Source organism: Rhodopseudomonas sp. P1 (assembly GCF_039642825.1).
Taxonomy (GTDB): domain Bacteria; phylum Pseudomonadota; class Alphaproteobacteria; order Rhizobiales; family Xanthobacteraceae; genus Rhodopseudomonas; species Rhodopseudomonas palustris_H.
On the sequence record NZ_CP088006.1, the window covers coordinates 1,231,487 to 1,248,380 of the forward strand.

At 64.4% G+C, this 16,894-nt stretch carries 21 protein-coding genes and 1 tRNA gene; 18 read left to right on the forward strand and 4 right to left on the reverse strand.

Annotated features, from left to right (window positions below):
• Nucleotides 1-19 precede the first annotated feature (19 nt).
• A tRNA-Pro gene (locus LRC39_RS05755) sits at nucleotides 20-96 on the forward strand.
• Nucleotides 97-206: 110 nt separating this feature from the next.
• Here LRC39_RS05755 and LRC39_RS05760 read toward each other — a convergent pair.
• A complete protein-coding gene (locus LRC39_RS05760) occupies nucleotides 207-860 on the reverse strand; it encodes a hypothetical protein (protein ID WP_346296623.1) in 654 nt (217 codons plus the stop codon).
• 350 nt (nucleotides 861-1,210) lie between these two features.
• Here LRC39_RS05760 and LRC39_RS05765 point away from each other — a divergent pair, with 350 nt between their 5' ends.
• The 6 genes from LRC39_RS05765 to LRC39_RS05790 all read left to right on the forward strand — a co-directional run bounded on the left by LRC39_RS05765 (nucleotide 1,211) and on the right by LRC39_RS05790 (nucleotide 5,671).
• Nucleotides 1,211-2,545, forward strand: a complete 1,335-nt coding sequence (locus LRC39_RS05765; RefSeq protein WP_346296624.1) for a curlin — start codon at nucleotides 1,211-1,213, stop codon at nucleotides 2,543-2,545.
• 114 nt (nucleotides 2,546-2,659) lie between these two features.
• Nucleotides 2,660-2,980 (forward strand): curli-like amyloid fiber formation chaperone CsgH, encoded by a 321-nt coding sequence (gene csgH, locus LRC39_RS05770; protein ID WP_012494809.1) that lies wholly within the window; start codon nucleotides 2,660-2,662, stop codon nucleotides 2,978-2,980.
• A 50-nt stretch (nucleotides 2,981-3,030) separates the two neighbouring features.
• Entirely contained in the window at nucleotides 3,031-3,468 is a 438-nt protein-coding gene (locus LRC39_RS05775) for a curlin subunit CsgB (RefSeq protein ID WP_346296625.1), read from the forward strand.
• Nucleotides 3,465-3,881 (forward strand): curli production assembly/transport component CsgF, encoded by a 417-nt coding sequence (locus tag LRC39_RS05780; RefSeq protein ID WP_012494811.1) that lies wholly within the window; start codon nucleotides 3,465-3,467, stop codon nucleotides 3,879-3,881. The genes LRC39_RS05775 and LRC39_RS05780 overlap by 4 nt, the downstream gene beginning before the upstream one ends.
• Nucleotides 3,882-3,932: 51 nt before the next feature.
• Nucleotides 3,933-4,874, forward strand: coding sequence for a CsgG/HfaB family protein (locus tag LRC39_RS05785; RefSeq protein ID WP_119020150.1), 942 nt, complete (start codon nucleotides 3,933-3,935; stop codon nucleotides 4,872-4,874).
• Between the two features lie 2 nt (nucleotides 4,875-4,876).
• Nucleotides 4,877-5,671 carry a lytic transglycosylase domain-containing protein gene (locus tag LRC39_RS05790; RefSeq protein WP_346296626.1) on the forward strand — a complete coding sequence of 265 codons (795 nt, stop codon included), beginning with the start codon at nucleotides 4,877-4,879 and terminating at the stop codon, nucleotides 5,669-5,671.
• Nucleotides 5,672-5,702: 31 nt separating this feature from the next.
• Here the strand turns inward: LRC39_RS05790 and LRC39_RS05795 are convergent, their stop codons facing one another.
• Entirely contained in the window at nucleotides 5,703-6,041 is a 339-nt protein-coding gene (locus LRC39_RS05795; protein WP_346296627.1) for a hypothetical protein, read from the reverse strand.
• Nucleotides 6,042-6,249: 208 nt separating this feature from the next.
• Here LRC39_RS05795 and LRC39_RS05800 point away from each other — a divergent pair, with 208 nt between their 5' ends.
• From LRC39_RS05800 to LRC39_RS05830, 7 genes are all read left to right on the forward strand, one after another.
• Complete coding sequence (locus LRC39_RS05800; RefSeq protein WP_346296628.1) at nucleotides 6,250-6,510, forward strand: hypothetical protein; 261 nt, start codon at nucleotides 6,250-6,252, stop codon at nucleotides 6,508-6,510.
• Nucleotides 6,511-6,656: 146 nt separating this feature from the next.
• Entirely contained in the window at nucleotides 6,657-7,328 is a 672-nt protein-coding gene (locus LRC39_RS05805) for a Crp/Fnr family transcriptional regulator (protein WP_119020152.1), read from the forward strand.
• Between the two features lie 115 nt (nucleotides 7,329-7,443).
• A complete protein-coding gene (locus LRC39_RS05810; RefSeq protein WP_107343254.1) occupies nucleotides 7,444-7,632 on the forward strand; it encodes a YgaP family membrane protein in 189 nt (62 codons plus the stop codon).
• A 75-nt stretch (nucleotides 7,633-7,707) separates the two neighbouring features.
• Nucleotides 7,708-8,079, forward strand: a complete 372-nt coding sequence (locus tag LRC39_RS05815; protein WP_012494817.1) for a carboxymuconolactone decarboxylase family protein — start codon at nucleotides 7,708-7,710, stop codon at nucleotides 8,077-8,079.
• Nucleotides 8,080-8,213: 134 nt separating this feature from the next.
• Entirely contained in the window at nucleotides 8,214-9,293 is a 1,080-nt protein-coding gene (gene ribB / locus LRC39_RS05820; protein ID WP_012494818.1) for a 3,4-dihydroxy-2-butanone-4-phosphate synthase, read from the forward strand.
• 60 nt (nucleotides 9,294-9,353) lie between these two features.
• Nucleotides 9,354-10,568, forward strand: a complete 1,215-nt coding sequence (locus LRC39_RS05825; RefSeq protein WP_346296629.1) for an acyl-CoA dehydrogenase — start codon at nucleotides 9,354-9,356, stop codon at nucleotides 10,566-10,568.
• 189 nt (nucleotides 10,569-10,757) lie between these two features.
• A complete protein-coding gene (locus LRC39_RS05830; RefSeq protein WP_346296630.1) occupies nucleotides 10,758-11,690 on the forward strand; it encodes an MBL fold metallo-hydrolase in 933 nt (310 codons plus the stop codon).
• Between the two features lie 12 nt (nucleotides 11,691-11,702).
• Here LRC39_RS05830 and LRC39_RS05835 read toward each other — a convergent pair whose 3' ends face one another.
• Complete coding sequence (locus LRC39_RS05835; protein ID WP_346296631.1) at nucleotides 11,703-13,454, reverse strand: methyl-accepting chemotaxis protein; 1,752 nt, start codon at nucleotides 13,452-13,454, stop codon at nucleotides 11,703-11,705.
• Between the two features lie 196 nt (nucleotides 13,455-13,650).
• Between LRC39_RS05835 and LRC39_RS05840 the strand changes: the two genes are divergently transcribed.
• Nucleotides 13,651-14,397 (forward strand): YebC/PmpR family DNA-binding transcriptional regulator, encoded by a 747-nt coding sequence (locus LRC39_RS05840; RefSeq protein ID WP_164573973.1) that lies wholly within the window; start codon nucleotides 13,651-13,653, stop codon nucleotides 14,395-14,397.
• Between the two features lie 45 nt (nucleotides 14,398-14,442).
• Here LRC39_RS05840 and LRC39_RS05845 read toward each other — a convergent pair whose 3' ends face one another.
• The gene (locus LRC39_RS05845; RefSeq protein ID WP_346296632.1) at nucleotides 14,443-14,748 is read right to left on the reverse strand and encodes a hypothetical protein; all 306 of its coding nucleotides are present in this window, start codon (nucleotides 14,746-14,748) and stop codon (nucleotides 14,443-14,445) included.
• Between the two features lie 196 nt (nucleotides 14,749-14,944).
• Here LRC39_RS05845 and ruvC point away from each other — a divergent pair, with 196 nt between their 5' ends.
• The 3 genes from ruvC (at nucleotide 14,945) to LRC39_RS05860 (ending at nucleotide 16,789) form a co-directional block, all read left to right on the forward strand.
• Nucleotides 14,945-15,469: a crossover junction endodeoxyribonuclease RuvC gene (gene ruvC, locus LRC39_RS05850; protein WP_107357407.1), complete on the forward strand. Its 525-nt coding sequence runs from the start codon at nucleotides 14,945-14,947 to the stop codon at nucleotides 15,467-15,469.
• A 280-nt stretch (nucleotides 15,470-15,749) separates the two neighbouring features.
• The gene (gene ruvA / locus LRC39_RS05855; protein WP_107354477.1) at nucleotides 15,750-16,367 is read left to right on the forward strand and encodes a Holliday junction branch migration protein RuvA; all 618 of its coding nucleotides are present in this window, start codon (nucleotides 15,750-15,752) and stop codon (nucleotides 16,365-16,367) included.
• The gene (locus tag LRC39_RS05860; protein ID WP_346296633.1) at nucleotides 16,364-16,789 is read left to right on the forward strand and encodes a cytidine deaminase; all 426 of its coding nucleotides are present in this window, start codon (nucleotides 16,364-16,366) and stop codon (nucleotides 16,787-16,789) included. The genes ruvA and LRC39_RS05860 overlap by 4 nt, the downstream gene beginning before the upstream one ends.
• Nucleotides 16,790-16,894: the final 105 nt, after the last annotated feature.

The window sequence follows — 16,894 nt, forward strand, 5'->3', positions numbered from 1 at the left end:
TATAAGCCGGGCCTCTTGTCGGAGTGTGGCTCAGCCCGGTAGAGCACTGCGTTCGGGACGCAGGGGTCGCAGGTTCGAATCCTGCCACTCCGACCAAGATTTTCAGCGATTTCCCCTCGCTTTTCCCGATCCCTTCTTCGTTTCACAGCATCACGACGCGGCCGCCGCTGTGCAAGGCCGTGCGAGCCGCTGCGCCGATGTGGCCTTCACCAGCTGCCGCGGCGGGAATCGATCTGGGTGAAGTCGATCGGGCTCGGTTCGCCGACCTTGGGCGGCGGCGGCTTTTGCGGCTGGGCGCCACGCTGCTTGGCGGCCTTCAGGATGGCCTCGGCCAATGGTCCGGCCTTCACTGGGCCAGTCTGCTGCGGCTGCCCGTTCGACCCCGGTGGGGCCTGCAGCGCCATTGGCTGGTCGAGCCGGCCGGGGCGGACGCGGACGCCGACCACGGTGCCCCGCTCGGCGTCGAAGGCGCATTCATACGAGACGCGCACCCACTCCTTCTGCGGCGACAGGAAGCGGATCGAGTCGCCGCGATAATTGACGATAGCGTTGTCCGGCTTTGATGGATCAGCCTGCTGGAAAATGCCGGAGAACGGCCTGCTGATCCACTCGAAGTCGCCCGGAGCCTGCGCCTCGATCTTGCGGGCGCAGATCGCCGAGGCCTTCTCGTTGTTGGCGCGGACGCAGGCCTCCGGACATTTCGGCGAATCGGCGGCTGCCGGCCCGGAGATCGATGGTGATTTAGTACCATCAACGTTGACGGCCCCCGGCTTCGACGCCGGAGCGGGCTGTGAAGACTGTGCATGAGCCGCGCCGACCAAGCTCGAGACCAGCGCTGCCCCATAGATCAAACGCATCATTTTGATACCACCCATGGTTGGGCGCGTAGTTATTTTCTAGTCCGAAACTCCAGAAGGCGCGAGTCCAATCTTGCCGTCCCTTTGTGATCTCAACAATTATTACTTCGTTAGTGACAGCTAATCGCTGTTAGCTCGCTTATCTAGACTGTTCTATTTCGGGAAAGGAAGTCGATTACTTAAAAGTGTATAGCTCACTCACCAAGTGTACATCGCTAAAAGCATGTTTTGCCCCATAATGACACAACTTAATCATTGTTTAACCTTTGGCTTCCCCCTAACAATTCGGGGCTCCAAGCGGCGAAGCCCGCTGGACATACGGCATTGATCTTTCAACAGGGGAGTATTTGTCGATGAAGCGTAATCTGTTTTTTGTAACGGCCAGCGTGCTGGTGTTGTCCGCGAGCGCTGCGTTCGCTGCGGACTCCAACACGGTGTACCTGAACCAGTCTGGCGACAATCAGAAGGCTGACGTCTCGCAGTCCGGTAACGGCAACAGTGTCGGTGCCTTCAATGGCAACTCGGGATTCACTCAGGAAAATGGAACGTTATCGGGAGCGAACATTCTCACGGTGACGCAGTCCGGCAACTCCAACAGCGTCGGCCGCGACATCCAGGGCAAGCAATCCGGTGCTGGCAACTCTGCCGCAATCGTTCAGGACGGTACCGGCAGCGACGTCGAGCTTCAGCAGACCGGCACCAGCAATGGCGCCGTTCCGTCCGGCTGGAACTGGACCAACGATCCGGGTGTCTTCAACAAGATTACTCAGGATTCGTCGTCGAACGGAAGCAAGGTTTCCGTCATCCAGGATGGCAAGAACAACGTCTTCAGCATCAAGCAGGGCAATACCGGCAACTCGACCTCGGTCAATCAAACCGGCGAGTGGGGCATGGCCTATGTTCGTCAGGGCATCGGCGCAGCCGAGACCGATGCCTCTACGGGCAATGCGCTGCCGACCGGTGGCAACTACAACGTCGCCTCGATCACGCAGAACAGCGCCGGCCTGAACTACGCGGTCGCCGTGCAGGGCGGCGGCAATTCGAACTCTCTGTCGATCAGCCAGTCGGGAAATCTGCAGGGCGCCAACGCCTGGCAGAACGGTAACGCGAACGTCTTCAGCTCGATCCAAACGAATGTCGGGAACGTCGTCGGCTTGACGGGAGGTATCTACGGCACCGACAGCCCGATCACGCAGACCGGCGACAGCAACACCTACATCAACACCCAGACAGGTACTTCCAACAGTGCCAACGGTTCTCAGACCGGTAACGTCAACCAAGTATTCAACACGCAGAGCGGAAATAGCGAGACTCTGAAGGGAGCGCAGGCCGGCACGTATAATTATGTCAGCAATAATCAGGCGGGATCCAGCAACCTCCTGGACTACAAGCAGACCAACACCGTCAGCACCGCCTTCAACCAGATCATCAACGACCAGTCCGCCACGGCGGTGTCGAACACTGCTTACGTGGTGCAGGACGGCAATGGTCTATACAGCAAAGGCTCGCAGACCGCCGGAAGTTTCAACTCGGCAGACGTGAATCAAGTCGGTCAGTATAGCGCCAGCTATTATACCCAGAGTGGGTCGAGCAACGGAATCATTGTTGCTCAAGTCGGCAATTACAACGTCTCCAACGTGAACCAGGTCGGCACGGGCAATCACGCCAACATTCAGCAGAAGCCGTAATGGCGGGCTGAAGCCCTGAGGCGAGGTGTTCGCGCCTCGCTCTCTTCCGGGAATTGCAGCGACCGGACATGTCCGGTCGCTGATCTTCCCGTGGTTGCGTCGCGGAGAGTTCTTATGGCTGTGGATCAAGTCCCGCCGGTTGTCCAATGTGAGGTCGAGGCTGCGGTCAGCGGCGGTCACGTCACGTTGCGCGGCGTGATCACTGCAGCGCGCGACGGTGGCGGCAGTTACACGCTGGCCGTCGACAAGACCGGCGCAGCCGGTACCTCGCGCATCAAACAAGCTGGCGCCTTCAGCGCCGTCGCCGAGCAGCGCGTGACCGTCGGCAACGTCGTGCTCGATTACAGCACCGCCAATCGATACGCCGCCAAGCTGGACGTGTCGTTCGGCAACATCACCATTCAATGCGATCTCGATCCGGAGACAGTCAAATGACCGCATCAACACGAGCGATGCGATTAGCCGTGCCTCGGGTAGCCGCAGCGATGATCGGCGGCGTGGCGTTTGCCGGTGTGGCGTCGGCGCAGTCGGCCGATCTCTACACCGATTTTTCCGGCTATCTTGTGAACCGGGCGCAGCAGGGGGCGGTCGCCGACGGCGCGCTGCCGAGCGGCAGCCACAATACGGCGATCGTCAACCAGACCGGCAATGCGAACTCCGTGACGTCCGACGTGCGCGGCTCGTTGAACGTGACGCTGCAGTCGCAGCTCGGCTCCGGCAATGAGTCCGGCTTCACCGTCAACGGCAATCAGAACGTGCTGCACAACAGTCAGATCGGCGACAACAACAGCGCCAGGATCGACGTCACCGGCAACCGCAACGCCTACAGCAGCACCCAGATAGGCAGCAATCTCAGCTATGGCCTCAGCCAGGTCGGCAACAATGGCGGGGCCGTCATCGTGCAAATGGGAGGTCATCGATGAAATACGCCGGCATCCTCGCCGCCTTCGCCTTGGGCGCCAGTGTCGCCGGGGCCGATGCGGGCAGCCTGGTCTACACCCCGACCAATCCGGCGTTCGGCGGCAGCCCGCTGAACGGGTCGTGGCAGATGCAGCAGGCGACCGCGGGCAATCACTTCAACCGCGCGGCGCCCACCAGCGGGCCGCAGCAGCTGACGCAGTCGCAGATCTTTGCCCAGCAGCTGCAGAGCCAGCTCTACGCCTCGCTCGCCAACCAAGTCACCCAGGCAATCTTCGGCACCAACGCGCAGCAGAGCGGCACCTTCACGTTCCAGGGCACGACGATCAGCTTCGCCAAGGTCGACGGTCAGACCAACATCACGATCAACGACGGTTCGACCGTCACTCAGATCAGCCTGCCGACCGTGACGCATTGACCCGAGTTTCACCTGCCGGCGTTGGCCGGAGGTTGTTTGAGGATATTTGGCGTGACACGTTATTTCAGATCGATCATTGGCCTCGCCGCGGTGGCGGCTTTGCTCGCGGGCTGCTCGCGGCCCGGTCATCGCGACAGCTTCTTCGAGGAGCCGCCGGTGGTGACGCCGCCGTCGCCGACCGCTGTCAATCTCGAGACGCTCCCGCCGCCGAAGCAGAAGATCGACATCGCGATCTATCAATTCCCCGATCTCACCGGCAAGAACGAGCCAAACGATAACGTCGCAGTATTCTCGCGCGCCGTCACCCAGGGCGGCGCCGGACTGGCGATCGATGCGCTGAAGCGCGCCGGTGGTGGCGCCTGGTTCCGCGTCGTCGAACGCAATGGCCTCAACGACCTGCTGCAGGAGCGTCAGCTGGTCCGCGCCACCCGTCAGGAGTTCGACCGCGATCGCGCCAAGCCGTTGCCGCCGATGCGCTTCGCCGGTCTCCTGATCGAGGGCGGCATCGTCGCCTTCGACGCCAACTATATGACCGGCGGCATTGGCGCCAACTATCTCGGCATCGGCGCCGACACCAAGTTCCGCCGCGATATGGTGACCGTCGCCCTGCGGGTCGCCTCGGTGCAGACCGGCGAGGTGCTGACCAGCGTCACCACCACGAAGACGGTGTACTCGGTGTCGTTGCAGGGCAACACCTACAAATACGTCGCGCTCGACAAGCTGCTGCAGATCGAAGCCGGCATCACTCGCACCGAGCCGACCCAGCTAGCGGTGCGGCAGGCGATCGACCTTGCGGTGTATTCCACCATCATGGAGGGCGCGCGCGACAAGCTGTGGCGGTTCGCCGATCCGGCGATGGAGGCCAAGCTGATCCGCGACTATCTCGACCGCGACAAGCCGCAGCCGGCGTTCATGAAGCCGTATCTCACCAAGGAGGAGCGGATCGAGGCCGAGAAGATCGATCATTCGCCGGAATGGGCACCGCGGAGCTGACCATGGCAGCGCGGGCCACTCTCGCCTGGCTATGGAAAGTGGCACTTGCCGCGATCGTGGCCGGCGCGAGCTGCGGCGGTGTGATGGCGCAGCAGCGCGTCGCCGATGCCGGCGGCTTGGTGGTGACCGCGCGCGCCGGCGACTCGTCGTTTGATGCACCCGCCGCGCCAACGGTGCCATGGGCGCAAGTGATTGCGCAGGCCGCGCAGGACAATGGCTTGCCGCCGGCGTTCCTGACCCGGCTGCTCAACCAGGAAAGCACCATGTTCACGCTGGCAGTGAGCCGTGCTGGTGCCATGGGCATCGCGCAGTTCATGCCCGGCACGGCCGCCGCGCGCGGGCTCGACGATCCATTCGACCCGTTCAAGGCGATCCCGGCCGCCGCGCGCTATCTCGCCGACCTACGCCGCCAGTTCGGCAATCTCGGCCTCGCCGCCGCCGCCTATAATGCCGGCGCTGGCCGGGTGTCGTCTTGGCTGCGCGGAACCTCGGAATTGCCGGCCGAAACCCGCGATTACGTGCTGCGCATCACCGGCTCCAGTGCGGAGGATTGGGCTGCCAATCGTGCCGATGCGTCGGCGATCAGCGCCGGCGTGCTGGCCCGGCCGCCGATCGTCTCACCGGCCGTTGCCGCGACGACACGCGTGCTTCCGGCCGTCCCGGCGCCTGCCGCTCCGCGCGCTGCCAACCGCGCAGAGCGCGGTCGTGCGAGTACGAAGAAGCCGACCGCCGAGGCCGAGCTGTGCGCTTCCGTCGCCGCCGGTGGTCGCGGCTGCATCCTGCAGACGGCATATTGAAACCGACGTGCCGATGAACCGGCACGGCCGATCATGGCAGGCGGTTGCGTTTCCGCTTCGGCTTCTTGGCCTTGCTGCGCCGATAATAGTCGCTTTCGCGCTTGAGCAGTGGTGAGACATCGCTTCGCGGTGGCGGCGTTTCGGAATAGGTCGTGACGCCCTGTTGCTTCTCGATGCATCGGCGCAGCGCCGTCGGATCTGTCAGCAATGTGCAATCATTGACCGCGCGGGGATTGGGCGAGAGCTGCGCCTGCACCGGAGCAGCGAGCAGCACGACGACACCGATCAGTAGCGATTTCCGTAAGCAAGACATCGCGTTGAAGTCCCTGACGAATTCAACCACCTTAACTGAAGATTGCAGCTGCGCCACCTCGCAAATCGAACAGTGGAAAGTAACATAACACCGTCGAAAGATGAGGACACGAGACGTGACCTCCTACGACAGGAATTAAGCGTGGCTCGACAATCGCCGACATCTCCGGCTCGTAGGCCATCATCGCTGCGATGACCCGTCGGTCCATGTTCCTCTCGGAACACTCTCGCATCATTGACATTGACCTCCGAACAGGAGGTTCAAGATGTCCAACCGCTTTCGCATCGCTTCTCTCGTTTACATGATGACCAACGCGGTGCTGTTCGGCATCGGCATGGTCGCCATCTTGACGATCCCCGCACTGTCGCAGAACGCCATGGCATGGGTTCCGGCGATGGTGGTGGCGAGCTTCGTGGTTGCAGCGCCGATCGCGTGGTTGATTGCGCCGCGCCTGCGCGCCCGCTACTGGCGCCATCGCGATGGTGACGTGATCTCTGGCCCGTCGACCGCGACCGAGAATCCGTAACGCGTTCTGCGCGTCCTTCGAACTTCGCAGATGCGCCAGTCGCGTGCGCGGCGGTTCGCCGCCGCGTTCGGTTGATCAAGATCAACTGGACGCTGCGGCGCTCGCCTCTATCCTTCGCAGGTCGAACGCGAACTGGCTTGGTGGCGATGTTGCCTGCTGTGGATTGGTTGCGCGGCTTCCCGGCGCTCGGGGAGCTGCCGGAGACGGAACGGAGCGCACTGGCTGGGGCCGCGATGGCGATGAGCCTGCCGGCCGGCGCCTCTGTGTTCGCTCCGGATCAGCCCTGCGGCATGTTCATTCTGGTGTGCCGCGGCACGGTACGTGTGTTCCAGCTCGATCCGGCCGGCAACGAGATCGTGCTGTACCGGCTCGGCCCCGGCAGCATCTGCATTCTCACCACGTTGGCGCTGCTCGCCTCCGACAGCTACAGCGCTTTCGCGGTGACCGAGAGCCCGGTTGAGGCGGTGGGCCTGCCGGCCGCGACGTTCCACGATTTGATCGGCCGCTCGGCGCAGTTCCGCAGCTTCGTGTTCAACGCCCAGGCCGCACGTATGGCGGATCTGATGGCGGTGATCCAAAACGTCGCGTTCGCCTCGATCGAGACGCGGCTGGCCTCGCGCTTGCTGGCGCTGGCGGCGGACGGCCGCGAATTGTCGATCACGCATGCCCAGCTCGCCGCCGAGATCGGTTCGGCGCGGGAAGTCGTCAGCCGCCATCTCAAGACCTTCGAACGCCGCGGCTGGGTCAGCCTCGGACGAGGTCGTGTCGAGTTGCGCAATGCTGCCCCGCTGCGGGCCGCCGCGCAGGCCGCCCGCTGAACCTCTCCTCGCAGATTCTCGACGTCTTCTCTGTCGCCGGTGACTTGGTCACAGACCGTGATCCCCGCACGCCATACAACCAGCGTGTCACTCAACCGAGCGAGGGGAAACGAAGATGACTGTGAACATGGGAATGATCGATCGTCTGCTGCGCGCCATCGTCGGCGCCGGCCTGATCTATTGGGCGCTGACCGGCGGTCCGATCTGGGCCTGGATCGGCGTTGTCCCGCTGCTGACCGCGGGAATCGGCTTCTGCCCGGCCTATACGCTGCTCGGCATCAAGACCTGCTCGACCAAGTCTTGACGTCACTACCCAAGTGTGGCTCTCGGGGCGGCGCAGCCCGCTCCCGGGAGTTGCCTTTGTTGAATAGGTGAAACCATGCACAAGAACTGGATCGATCTGACGGGCGAGTTGTCGGTGGCGCTGCGCGAAGTCCGCACCGGCGCGCCGGACGTCATGAAGGGCTTCTCGGCGATCGCCCAGGCCGCGCTCAAGGCGAATGCGCTCGATACCAAAACCAAGGAGCTGATCGCTCTGGCGATCTCGGTGGCGACGCGGTGCGACGGCTGCATCGGCTTCCATGCCGAAGCCGCGGTGAAGCACGGCGCGACCCGCGACGAGGTGATGGAGACCATGGGCATGGCGATCTACATGGGCGCCGGCCCGAGCGTGATGTACGCCGCCCAGGCGGTCGAGGCTTACGATCAGTTCGTCAAGAAGAAGGCCGCGGCGACTTCGCCTGCGGAGTAACGGCCAACCGCACGCGTCGTTTCAATTCCGCTCTGCGGTAGAGAATTTCGCGCAAGGCGGCCGCCCGGCTGGCCCGCCTTGCGTCGCCGCCCGCGCTGCGTCATATGGTCGGGTCCTGTTTCAGAGATCCGATCATGGCGCACCCGATTCAAGAAGTTCTGCAAGCCTTCGCCGCCGGCGAAATCGTCGTCGTCACCGATGACGATGATCGTGAAGGGGAAGGCGATCTGGTGGTCGCTGCCTCGCTGTGCACGGCGGAGAAGATGGCGTTCATCATCCGCCACACCTCGGGCATCGTCTGCGCCCCGATCACCATGGAAGACGCGCGGCGGCTTCGGCTCGACCCGATGGTCGCGCACAACGACAGCAACCACACCACCGCCTTCACGGTTTCGATCGACTACAAGCCGGACAACGGCACCGGCATCTCGGCGGACGAGCGCGCATCGTGCTGCCGCGCGCTCGCCAATCCCAATGCCGGCGCCGCCGACTTCGCGCGCCCCGGCCACATCTTCCCGCTGATCGCGCGTGAGGGCGGCGTGCTGCTGCGCTCGGGACATACCGAGGCTGCGGTCGACCTGTGCAAGCTCGCCGGTTTGCCGCCGGTCGGTGTGATCAGCGAGCTGATGAACGACGACGGCACCGTGACCAAGGGTGCGCAGGTCGTCGCATTCGCCAAGAAGCACAATCTCAAGCTGGTTACGATCGCCGACCTGATCGCGCATCGCCAGGCCCGCGAGAAGCTGATCGAGCGCGTCGCCACGTTCCCGGTCGAAAGCCCGATCGGCGTGATGCAGGGCTATGCATATCGCTCGCCGTTCGACGAGATCGCCCACATCGCCTTCGTCTTCAACGGCGTCGGCGACGGCAAGAACGTGCTGACCCGGTTCCACAAGCCGAACATCGTCAAGGAGATCTTCACCGGTCCCCGGCGGATGGAATCGGTACTGGCGCAGTTCAAGAAGAACGGTTCCGGCGTGCTGATCTATCTGCGCGATGGCGCCGCTGGCGTGCCGGTGTCGCCGATCGACGAGCAGAAGACCGCCGAAGCCGACCGGCACCGGCAATGGCGCGAGATCGGCGTCGGTGCGCAGATCCTGCGTGATCTCGGCGTGACGTCGATCCGTCATCTCACCACGTCGCAGATCGACTACAAGGGCCTGTCGGGTTTCGGCATCGAAATCGTCGGCAACGAGCACCTTGAAGGCACCTGACCGAGGTTTTACCCTCCCCATCAACGTCGCCCGAAGCGGCAAGGTCTGAAAGGACAATCGATGAGCGTGCGCGCGCAAACCAAGGACAAGCCGGCTCAGGCGAGCTTCAAGTGGGATGATCCGCTGCTGCTGGAAGATCAGCTCACTGAAGACGAGCGGATGATCCGCGACACCGCGCGCGCTTACGCCCAGGACAAGCTGCTGCCCCGCATCAACCAAGCGTATCTCGAAGAGAAGACCGACCGCGAGATCTTCAACGAGATGGGTTCACTCGGCCTGATCGGCGTCACGCTGCCGGAAGAATACGGCTGCGCCAATGCCAGCTACGTCGCCTATGGCCTGGTGGCGCGCGAGATCGAGCGGGTCGACAGCGGCTATCGCTCGATGAACAGCGTGCAGTCCTCGCTGGTGATGTATCCGATCTACGCTTACGGCGATGAGAACCAGCGCAAGAAGTATCTGCCCAAGCTCGCCTCCGGCGAATGGGTCGGCTGCTTCGGCCTGACCGAGCCGGATGCCGGCTCCGATCCCGGCGGCATGAAGACCAAGGCCGAGAAGGTTGCCGACGGCTATCGCCTCACCGGCAGCAAGATGTGGATCTCGAACGCGCCGATCGCCGACGTGTTCGTGGTGTGGGCGAAGTCGGCCGCGCACGACAACCAGATCCGTGGCTTCATCCTCGAGAAGGGCATGAAGGGCCTGTCGGCTCCGAAGGTCGGCGGCAAGCTCTCCTTGCGCGCCTCGATCACCGGCGAGATCGTGATGGACGGCGTGGTCGTTCCGGAAGACGCGCTGCTGCCGAACGTGTCGGGCCTCAAGGGTCCGTTCGGCTGCCTCAACCGCGCGCGCTACGGCATCTCCTGGGGCGCGATGGGCGCCGCTGAGGACTGCTTCCACCGCGCCCGGCAGTACACGCTCGACCGCAAGCAGTTCAACCGTCCGCTGGCTGCGACCCAGCTGGTGCAGAAGAAGCTCGCCGACATGGAGACCGAGATCACCCTCGGGCTGCAGGCGTCTTTGCGCGTCGGCCGGCTGATGGACGAGGGCAAGATGGCCCCGGAGATGATCTCGATCGTCAAGCGCAACAATTGCGGCAAGGCGCTCGACATCGCCCGTATGGCCCGCGACATGCACGGCGGCAACGGCATCCAGATCGAGTACCACGTGATGCGCCACGCCCAGAACCTCGAGACGGTGAACACCTACGAGGGCACCCACGACGTGCACGCGCTGATCCTCGGCCGCGCGATCACCGGGCTGCAGGCGTTCGCGTAAGGCGGGGCGTAAGTCCGCGCCCTCCGTTTCCCGCTCTGCCGTCATCGCCCGCGTAGGCGGGCGACCCAGTATCCTAGAGCGTTCGCGATACGCGATGGCGGTGAGTACTGGATCCCCCGCATCCGCGGGGGATGACTATCCGGGTGAGTTGGTAAGAACAAACAACAATCAAATTTGGTTGGAAAAGCCATGAGCGACGAGAGCAGGTCCGAGGACGACGTTCCGTTCAATCGCGAATTCGGATTGCAGCCGGGCGTCGTCGAGGAAATCCGTCCCGGCCTGCGCCGCGTGTTGTGCAACAATCCGTCGCCGTTCACTTTCACCGGCACCGTTAGCTACATCGTCGGTCGCGGCAAGGTCGCGATCATCGATCCGGGCCCTGCGGACGAGGCCCATGCCAATGCGCTGCTGGACGCCGTCAAAGGCGAGACCGTCACGCACATCCTGGTCACCCACACCCACAAGGACCATTCGCCCGGCACGCCGCTGATCAAGCAGGCGACCGGCGCCACCGTCTATGCCGAAGGGCCGCATCGGGCGTCGCGGCCGTATTTCGAGAGCGAGACGGTGTCGACCGAGTCCGGCGCCGACCGCAACTTCAAGCCGGACGTCGAAATCCGCGATGGCGACATGATCGAAGGCGACGGTTGGACGATCGAGTCGGTGGCGACGCCCGGCCACACCGCCAACCACATGGCGTTCGCCTGGCGCGAGGGTGATGCGCTGTTCGTCGGCGATCACATCATGGGCTGGTCGACCACCATCGTGGCGCCGCCGGACGGCTCGATGCCGGACTACATGGCGTCGCTGGACCGGCTGATCGGCCGCGATGAGCAGCTCTATCTCTCCGGCCACGGCGCCGAGATTCCCGAAGGCCCGCGCTACTCGCGATTCCTGAAGCGGCACAGGCTGGCGCGGGAAGCTTCGATCCTGCATCGCCTCGGCAAGGGCGAGACCGATATCCCCAGCATGGTGCGGGCGATCTATATCGGCATCGACCCGCGGCTCGTCAGCGCCGCGGGTTACTCGGTGCTGGCGCATCTGGAAGATCTGGTGATGCGCGGCGTTGTCGCCACCGAGGGCGACCCGGTGATCAGCGGCCGCTACCGGCTTTCTGGTTAGCAGCCGATCCGCTCACAGTTTGTACGCGGTGCGGAAGCCGCCCCAGTGCCGGCCACGCACGCGCACCGGTACATCGATCTCACGCATCATCACGGTCTGGCCGCCGCCCATGTCGCGGGCGTAGCTCTGAATCAGGAACGAGCGGGTATTGCGTCCTGCGGCGATCCCGGCCGGATCGTTGAAGATCCGGCGGTTGCGTGAGTTGGCGGTGTTGAAGGCGACGTCGCCCGGCCGCTGCGGCTGCGAGTACAGCTTGTTGTGCACTGGCAGATAGCCGTTGCGGTCGATCATCACGCAGAACGCCATCCGCGGGTCCTTGGCCAGGAAGCTTTCCTGGAACGGCGGCAACGCGCGGTCGGCCCAATCGAGATATTGCGTGCGATATTGCTTCGGATCGGTCCCGGCGATCTCGACGTAGTTTTCGTCGAACATCTGCTCCAGCGTCAGCGCGCCGGACGCAATGCCGCGTTCGAAGATCTTCGAAAGTTCATGCCCGGCCTCGATGGCCCGGGTGACGAACTCGGTGTTCTCGTCACGGATCGCCCACAGCCGATCCTCGATCCGCTGCTGCAGGCCTGCGTCGAGGGCGACGAACCGCGCCAGCGCGCCGGCCTTGCCGTGCTCGGCGATGCGGACGCGGCAGGCGCCGATGTCCTGAAGCTCAGCGGCCAGTTGTTGGCCGGTCGTCAGCGTGCCCGCGGCAGGGCCGCTGATCAGTACGCCGTCCATCGAGATCTCGTATACCGGCGCGGTGATCCTGCCGCGTGGGGTGTCGAGATCGATCTGCAGGTGGCAGGGCAGCTTCTCGCGCCGCCGTGCGTCTTCGCGGTCGCCGAGCTTGAGGAGAACCGCGGTCCTGGCCCGGAGCTTCTCGGCGAAGTTGGTGACGTTTTGGCCGGCGCGTGCGACCTCGTCGCCGTGCTGCTCGGCTTCGCGGGTGGCGCTGTCGATTTCCGCGGCGCTGTCGCCGACCGAGGCGATGAAAGTCGAGGCCGAGGTGGCGTTGCCGGCGATGTCGCCGGTGGTGGCGTTCTGTTCGGCCACCGCGCCGTTGACGGTGTCGAACACCGGCCGGATCGCCGCGATCGCGCTGGTGATGCGATGGACGGCATCGGCCGAACTGGAGGCATCCCGCTGCAACGCGTCGATCTTGCGCTTGATCTCCTCGGTCGCCTCCTGGGTCTGCACCGCCAGCGCCTTCACCTCGGTCGCCACCACGGCGAAACCGCGGCCGGCCGCGCCCGCGCGCGCCGCCTCGATGGTCGAGTTCAATGCCAGCAGCGTGGTTTGGCGGGCGATCTGGGAGATCAGATTGACCACGTTGCCGATCGCGGCTGACGAATCGCGCAGCCGCTCGACATTGGCCGTGGCCTCATTGGCGGCCGCGCTGGCGTCGTCGGCGAGCTGCGAGGCCTGGCGGACCTGGGCGCCGATGCCGTGGGCCGAATGGGTGAATTTGTCGGCGGCCTCGGAGAACGAACTGGCGGTCGCCTGGGCCGCACTGCTGCGGCCGGTGAGGGCGTCGGTCCGCTCGCGGATGGTGTGCAGCGTCGAGGTGGTCGATTGCACGCCGGTGGTCACGGAATGGGCGGCGCGTTCGAGCTGCCGAATCAGCGAACCGAGTTCCAGCTCCAGCAATTCGAGGATTTCACGGGCGGAATCGGTCTCCGCGACGGTCGGTTCGGGTGCCGACGGAGATGGACCCGCCACGACGTTCAGGGCCGCCGTCTCCGGCGACCGCTTGCGAAATAGGCCGAACGCCATGGTTCCTCCCGCAAAACTAGAAGATGGCCTGCTACTCTCGCGGTACCCCGTGAAGTTACGGTTAAATTTTCTTTCAGTGGAATTACGGGTTTCGCGCCGGATGGCGGCGGCAAGTCTTTGATTTTGGCGGATGCGCCGCTTATAACGCCGCGCCGCAGCCCGAAATTCCAACGGATCGACCCGCGAGAGAGAGCGCATGGCCGGACATTCGCAATTCAAGAACATTATGCACCGCAAGGGCCGCCAGGACGCACAGCGGTCCAAGCTGTTCAGCAAGCTCGCCCGCGAAATCACCGTCGCCGCCAAGCTCGGCACCCCCGACCCGGCGATGAACCCGCGGCTGCGGGCCGCGGTGCTGGCGGCGCGTGCGGAAAACATGCCGAAGGACAATATCGAGCGCGCGATCAAGAAGGCGATCGGCGGCGACAGCGAGAACTATGATGAGATCCGCTACGAGGGCTACGGCCCCGGCGGCGTCGCGGTGATCGTCGAAGCGCTGACCGACAACCGCAATCGTGCCGCGTCGGACATCCGCTCGTTCTTCACCAAGTCGGGCGGCAACCTCGGCGAAACCGGCTCGGTGTCGTTCATGTTCGACCGCGTCGGCATCGTCGAATACGACGCCGACAAGGCCTCGGCCGACGATATGCTCGATGCCGCGATCGAAGCCGGCGCTGACGACGTGGTGTCGTCGGAGGCCGGCCACGAGGTCTATGCCTCGCAGGAAACCTTCCGTGATGTCGCCAAGGCGCTCGAAGCCAAGTTCGGCGAGGCCCGCAAGGCGGCGGTGATCTGGAAGCCGCAAAACACGGTCGCGGTCGATGACGAGACCGGCGAGAAGCTGTTCAAGCTGATGGACGCTCTGAACGACCACGACGACGTTCAGAACGTCTACGCCAACTTCGAAGTCTCCGACGCCCTGATGGCGAAGATGGCCGGCTGATCAGGACTGCGCGGCCGCTCGGCCGCGCATCCACGACGTGTCGCTTTAAAGCACCGCGATGTTGTACTTCGCAGGCCCGACCACCGACACCACTCGCATGTAGATGGTGTTGTTGTTGTTTCCGTCCTCGTAGATGATGGTCTGGTTCGCCGGCACCGGTGGTGGCGGCGGCGGAGCCGGCGTGTAAGGCGTGTTCGGCACGCGTTGGGTGATGAGAACGCCCGTTGTTCCAGCCGGCGGCAAAGGGCCGATTGGCTGGAGGGTGGGAAACGTCAGGCTCTCCACCGGCACTGCAAAGGCGTCAGTTTCCGAAACCCGTTTAACCTGACCGTGAGTGATAACTCGGCTCATGATGATCTCCTATCGGCTATCTCCGATAGCGCTATGCAATCATCACAACTTTAGGTTGTAAAACACAATCTGCTCACCTCGGGTTTGCACGAGGAGCGTCGCGTTTGCCGGGACTCTCGATGCGGCGCTGGGGAAGGCTCCGCACAGCGCGCCGTTGCTATTTTGTTCTTAAGCTTTTCGGCGCTATCACATGCGCATGACCCCAGCGTCGATTCGTAGCCCGATCCGTATCCTTGGCATCGACCCCGGCCTTCGCCGCACCGGCTGGGGCGTGGTCGAGAGCGAGGGCAATCGGCTGGTCTATGTCGCGTGCGGCACGGTGGAGCCGCGTGATACGTTGCCGCTGGCCGAGCGGCTGCTGGCGATCCATGACGGGCTGACAAAAGTGCTGGCCGAGCATGCGCCGGCTGAAGCGGCGGTCGAGCAGACGTTCGTCAACAAGGACGGCGCCGCGACACTGAAGCTCGGCCAAGCGCGCGGTGTCGCGATGCTGGTGCCGGCGATGCGCGGCCTCCTGGTCGCCGAATACGCGCCCAATCTCGTGAAGAAGACGGTGGTCGGCGCTGGCCATGCCGACAAGACCCAGATCCAGATGATGCTGAAGATCCTGCTGCCCAAAGCCGATCCGAAAAGTGCCGACGCCGCCGATGCGCTGGCGATCGCCATCACCCACGCCCACCACCGCGGCGCCGCGCAGCGGCTGAAGGCGGTGGGGGCGTGAGGATGTTTGGAGCGATGCCTCTTCCCTTGCGCGACGCGCCCCCTCTCCCGCTTGCGGGAGAGGGTTGGGGTGAGGGCGACGCCGGCACAGTGCTCGGTGACCCCCACCCCCGACCCCTCCCCGCAGGGGGGAGGGGGGAAGAGAACAGCGCGCTCCCTCTCCCGCTTGCGGGAGAGGGCTGGGGTGAGGGCGACGCGAGCACCGTGCCCGTGGTCCCCCACCCCCGACCCCTCCCCGCAAGGGAGAGGGGAGAAGAGGCGCCTCGCCTTGGAGCCGCAACATGATCGGCAAGCTCAAGGGCATCATCGACAGCTACGGCGAGGATTACGTGATCCTCGACGTGCAGGGCGTTGGCTATCAGGTGCACTGCGCCAGCCGCACCTTGCAGGCGCTGCCGTCGCCCGGCGAGGCGGCGACGCTGTCGATCGAAACCTATGTGCGCGAAGACCAGATCAAGCTGTTCGGCTTCCGCACCGATCACGAGCGCGAGTGGTTTCGCCTGCTGCAGACCGTGCAGAGCGTCGGCGCCAAGGTGGCGCTGGCGGTGCTGTCGACGTTGCCGCCGAACGATCTCGCCAACGCGATTGCGCTGCGCGACAAGGCCGCGGTGGCGCGCACGCCTGGCGTCGGGCCGAAGGTCGCCGAGCGCATCGTCACTGAGCTGAAGGACAAGGTGCCGGCGCTCGGGGCGGTCGATCCGGCGGTGGTGAAACTTTCCGGCGCGATCGACGACAATCGCGCGCCGCGCGCAGTGGCCGATGCGATCTCGGCGCTGGTCAATCTCGGCTACGGCCAGCCGCAGGCGGCGGCCGCCGTTGCCGCAGCGTCCCGCACGGCCGGTGAGGATGCCGAGACGGCGCAGCTAATCAAGCTCGGCCTGAAGGAGCTGTCGAAGTGAGTATCACCGACGCCGACCGCGCGCTGATCGATGCCGCGATTGCGGCGATCACCAAGCGCTATCGCAATGATTGGCAGGAGGTCGGTGCCGCGCTGCTGACCCGTACCGGCAAGCGTTATGTGGCGGTCAATCTCGATGCGTATCTCGGCCGGATGGCGGTGTGCGCCGAAGCGGTCGCGCTCGGCCAAGTGATCACCGAGCTTGGGGAGGCCGGGATCGACACCATCGTGGCGGTCCGTCATCCCAAGCCGCACGAGGCCGACCGCGAAGTCCGCGTCGTCTCGCCCTGCGGCGCCTGCCGTGAACTGATCTGGGACTACGACCGCAACGCCCGTGTGCTGGTGCCTGGGCCGGATGGTGTCGAAGCGGTCGGGATCAGCGATCTGCTGCCGAACAAATACAGCCGGGAGCGGGTGTTGTGAGTGTGTTGCCCGATGAGATCGCTCCCGGCACAGCGCACTCCCTCTCCCGCCTGCGGGAGAGGGCTGGGGTGAGGGCGACGCGGGCACAGTGCTCGTGGACCCCCA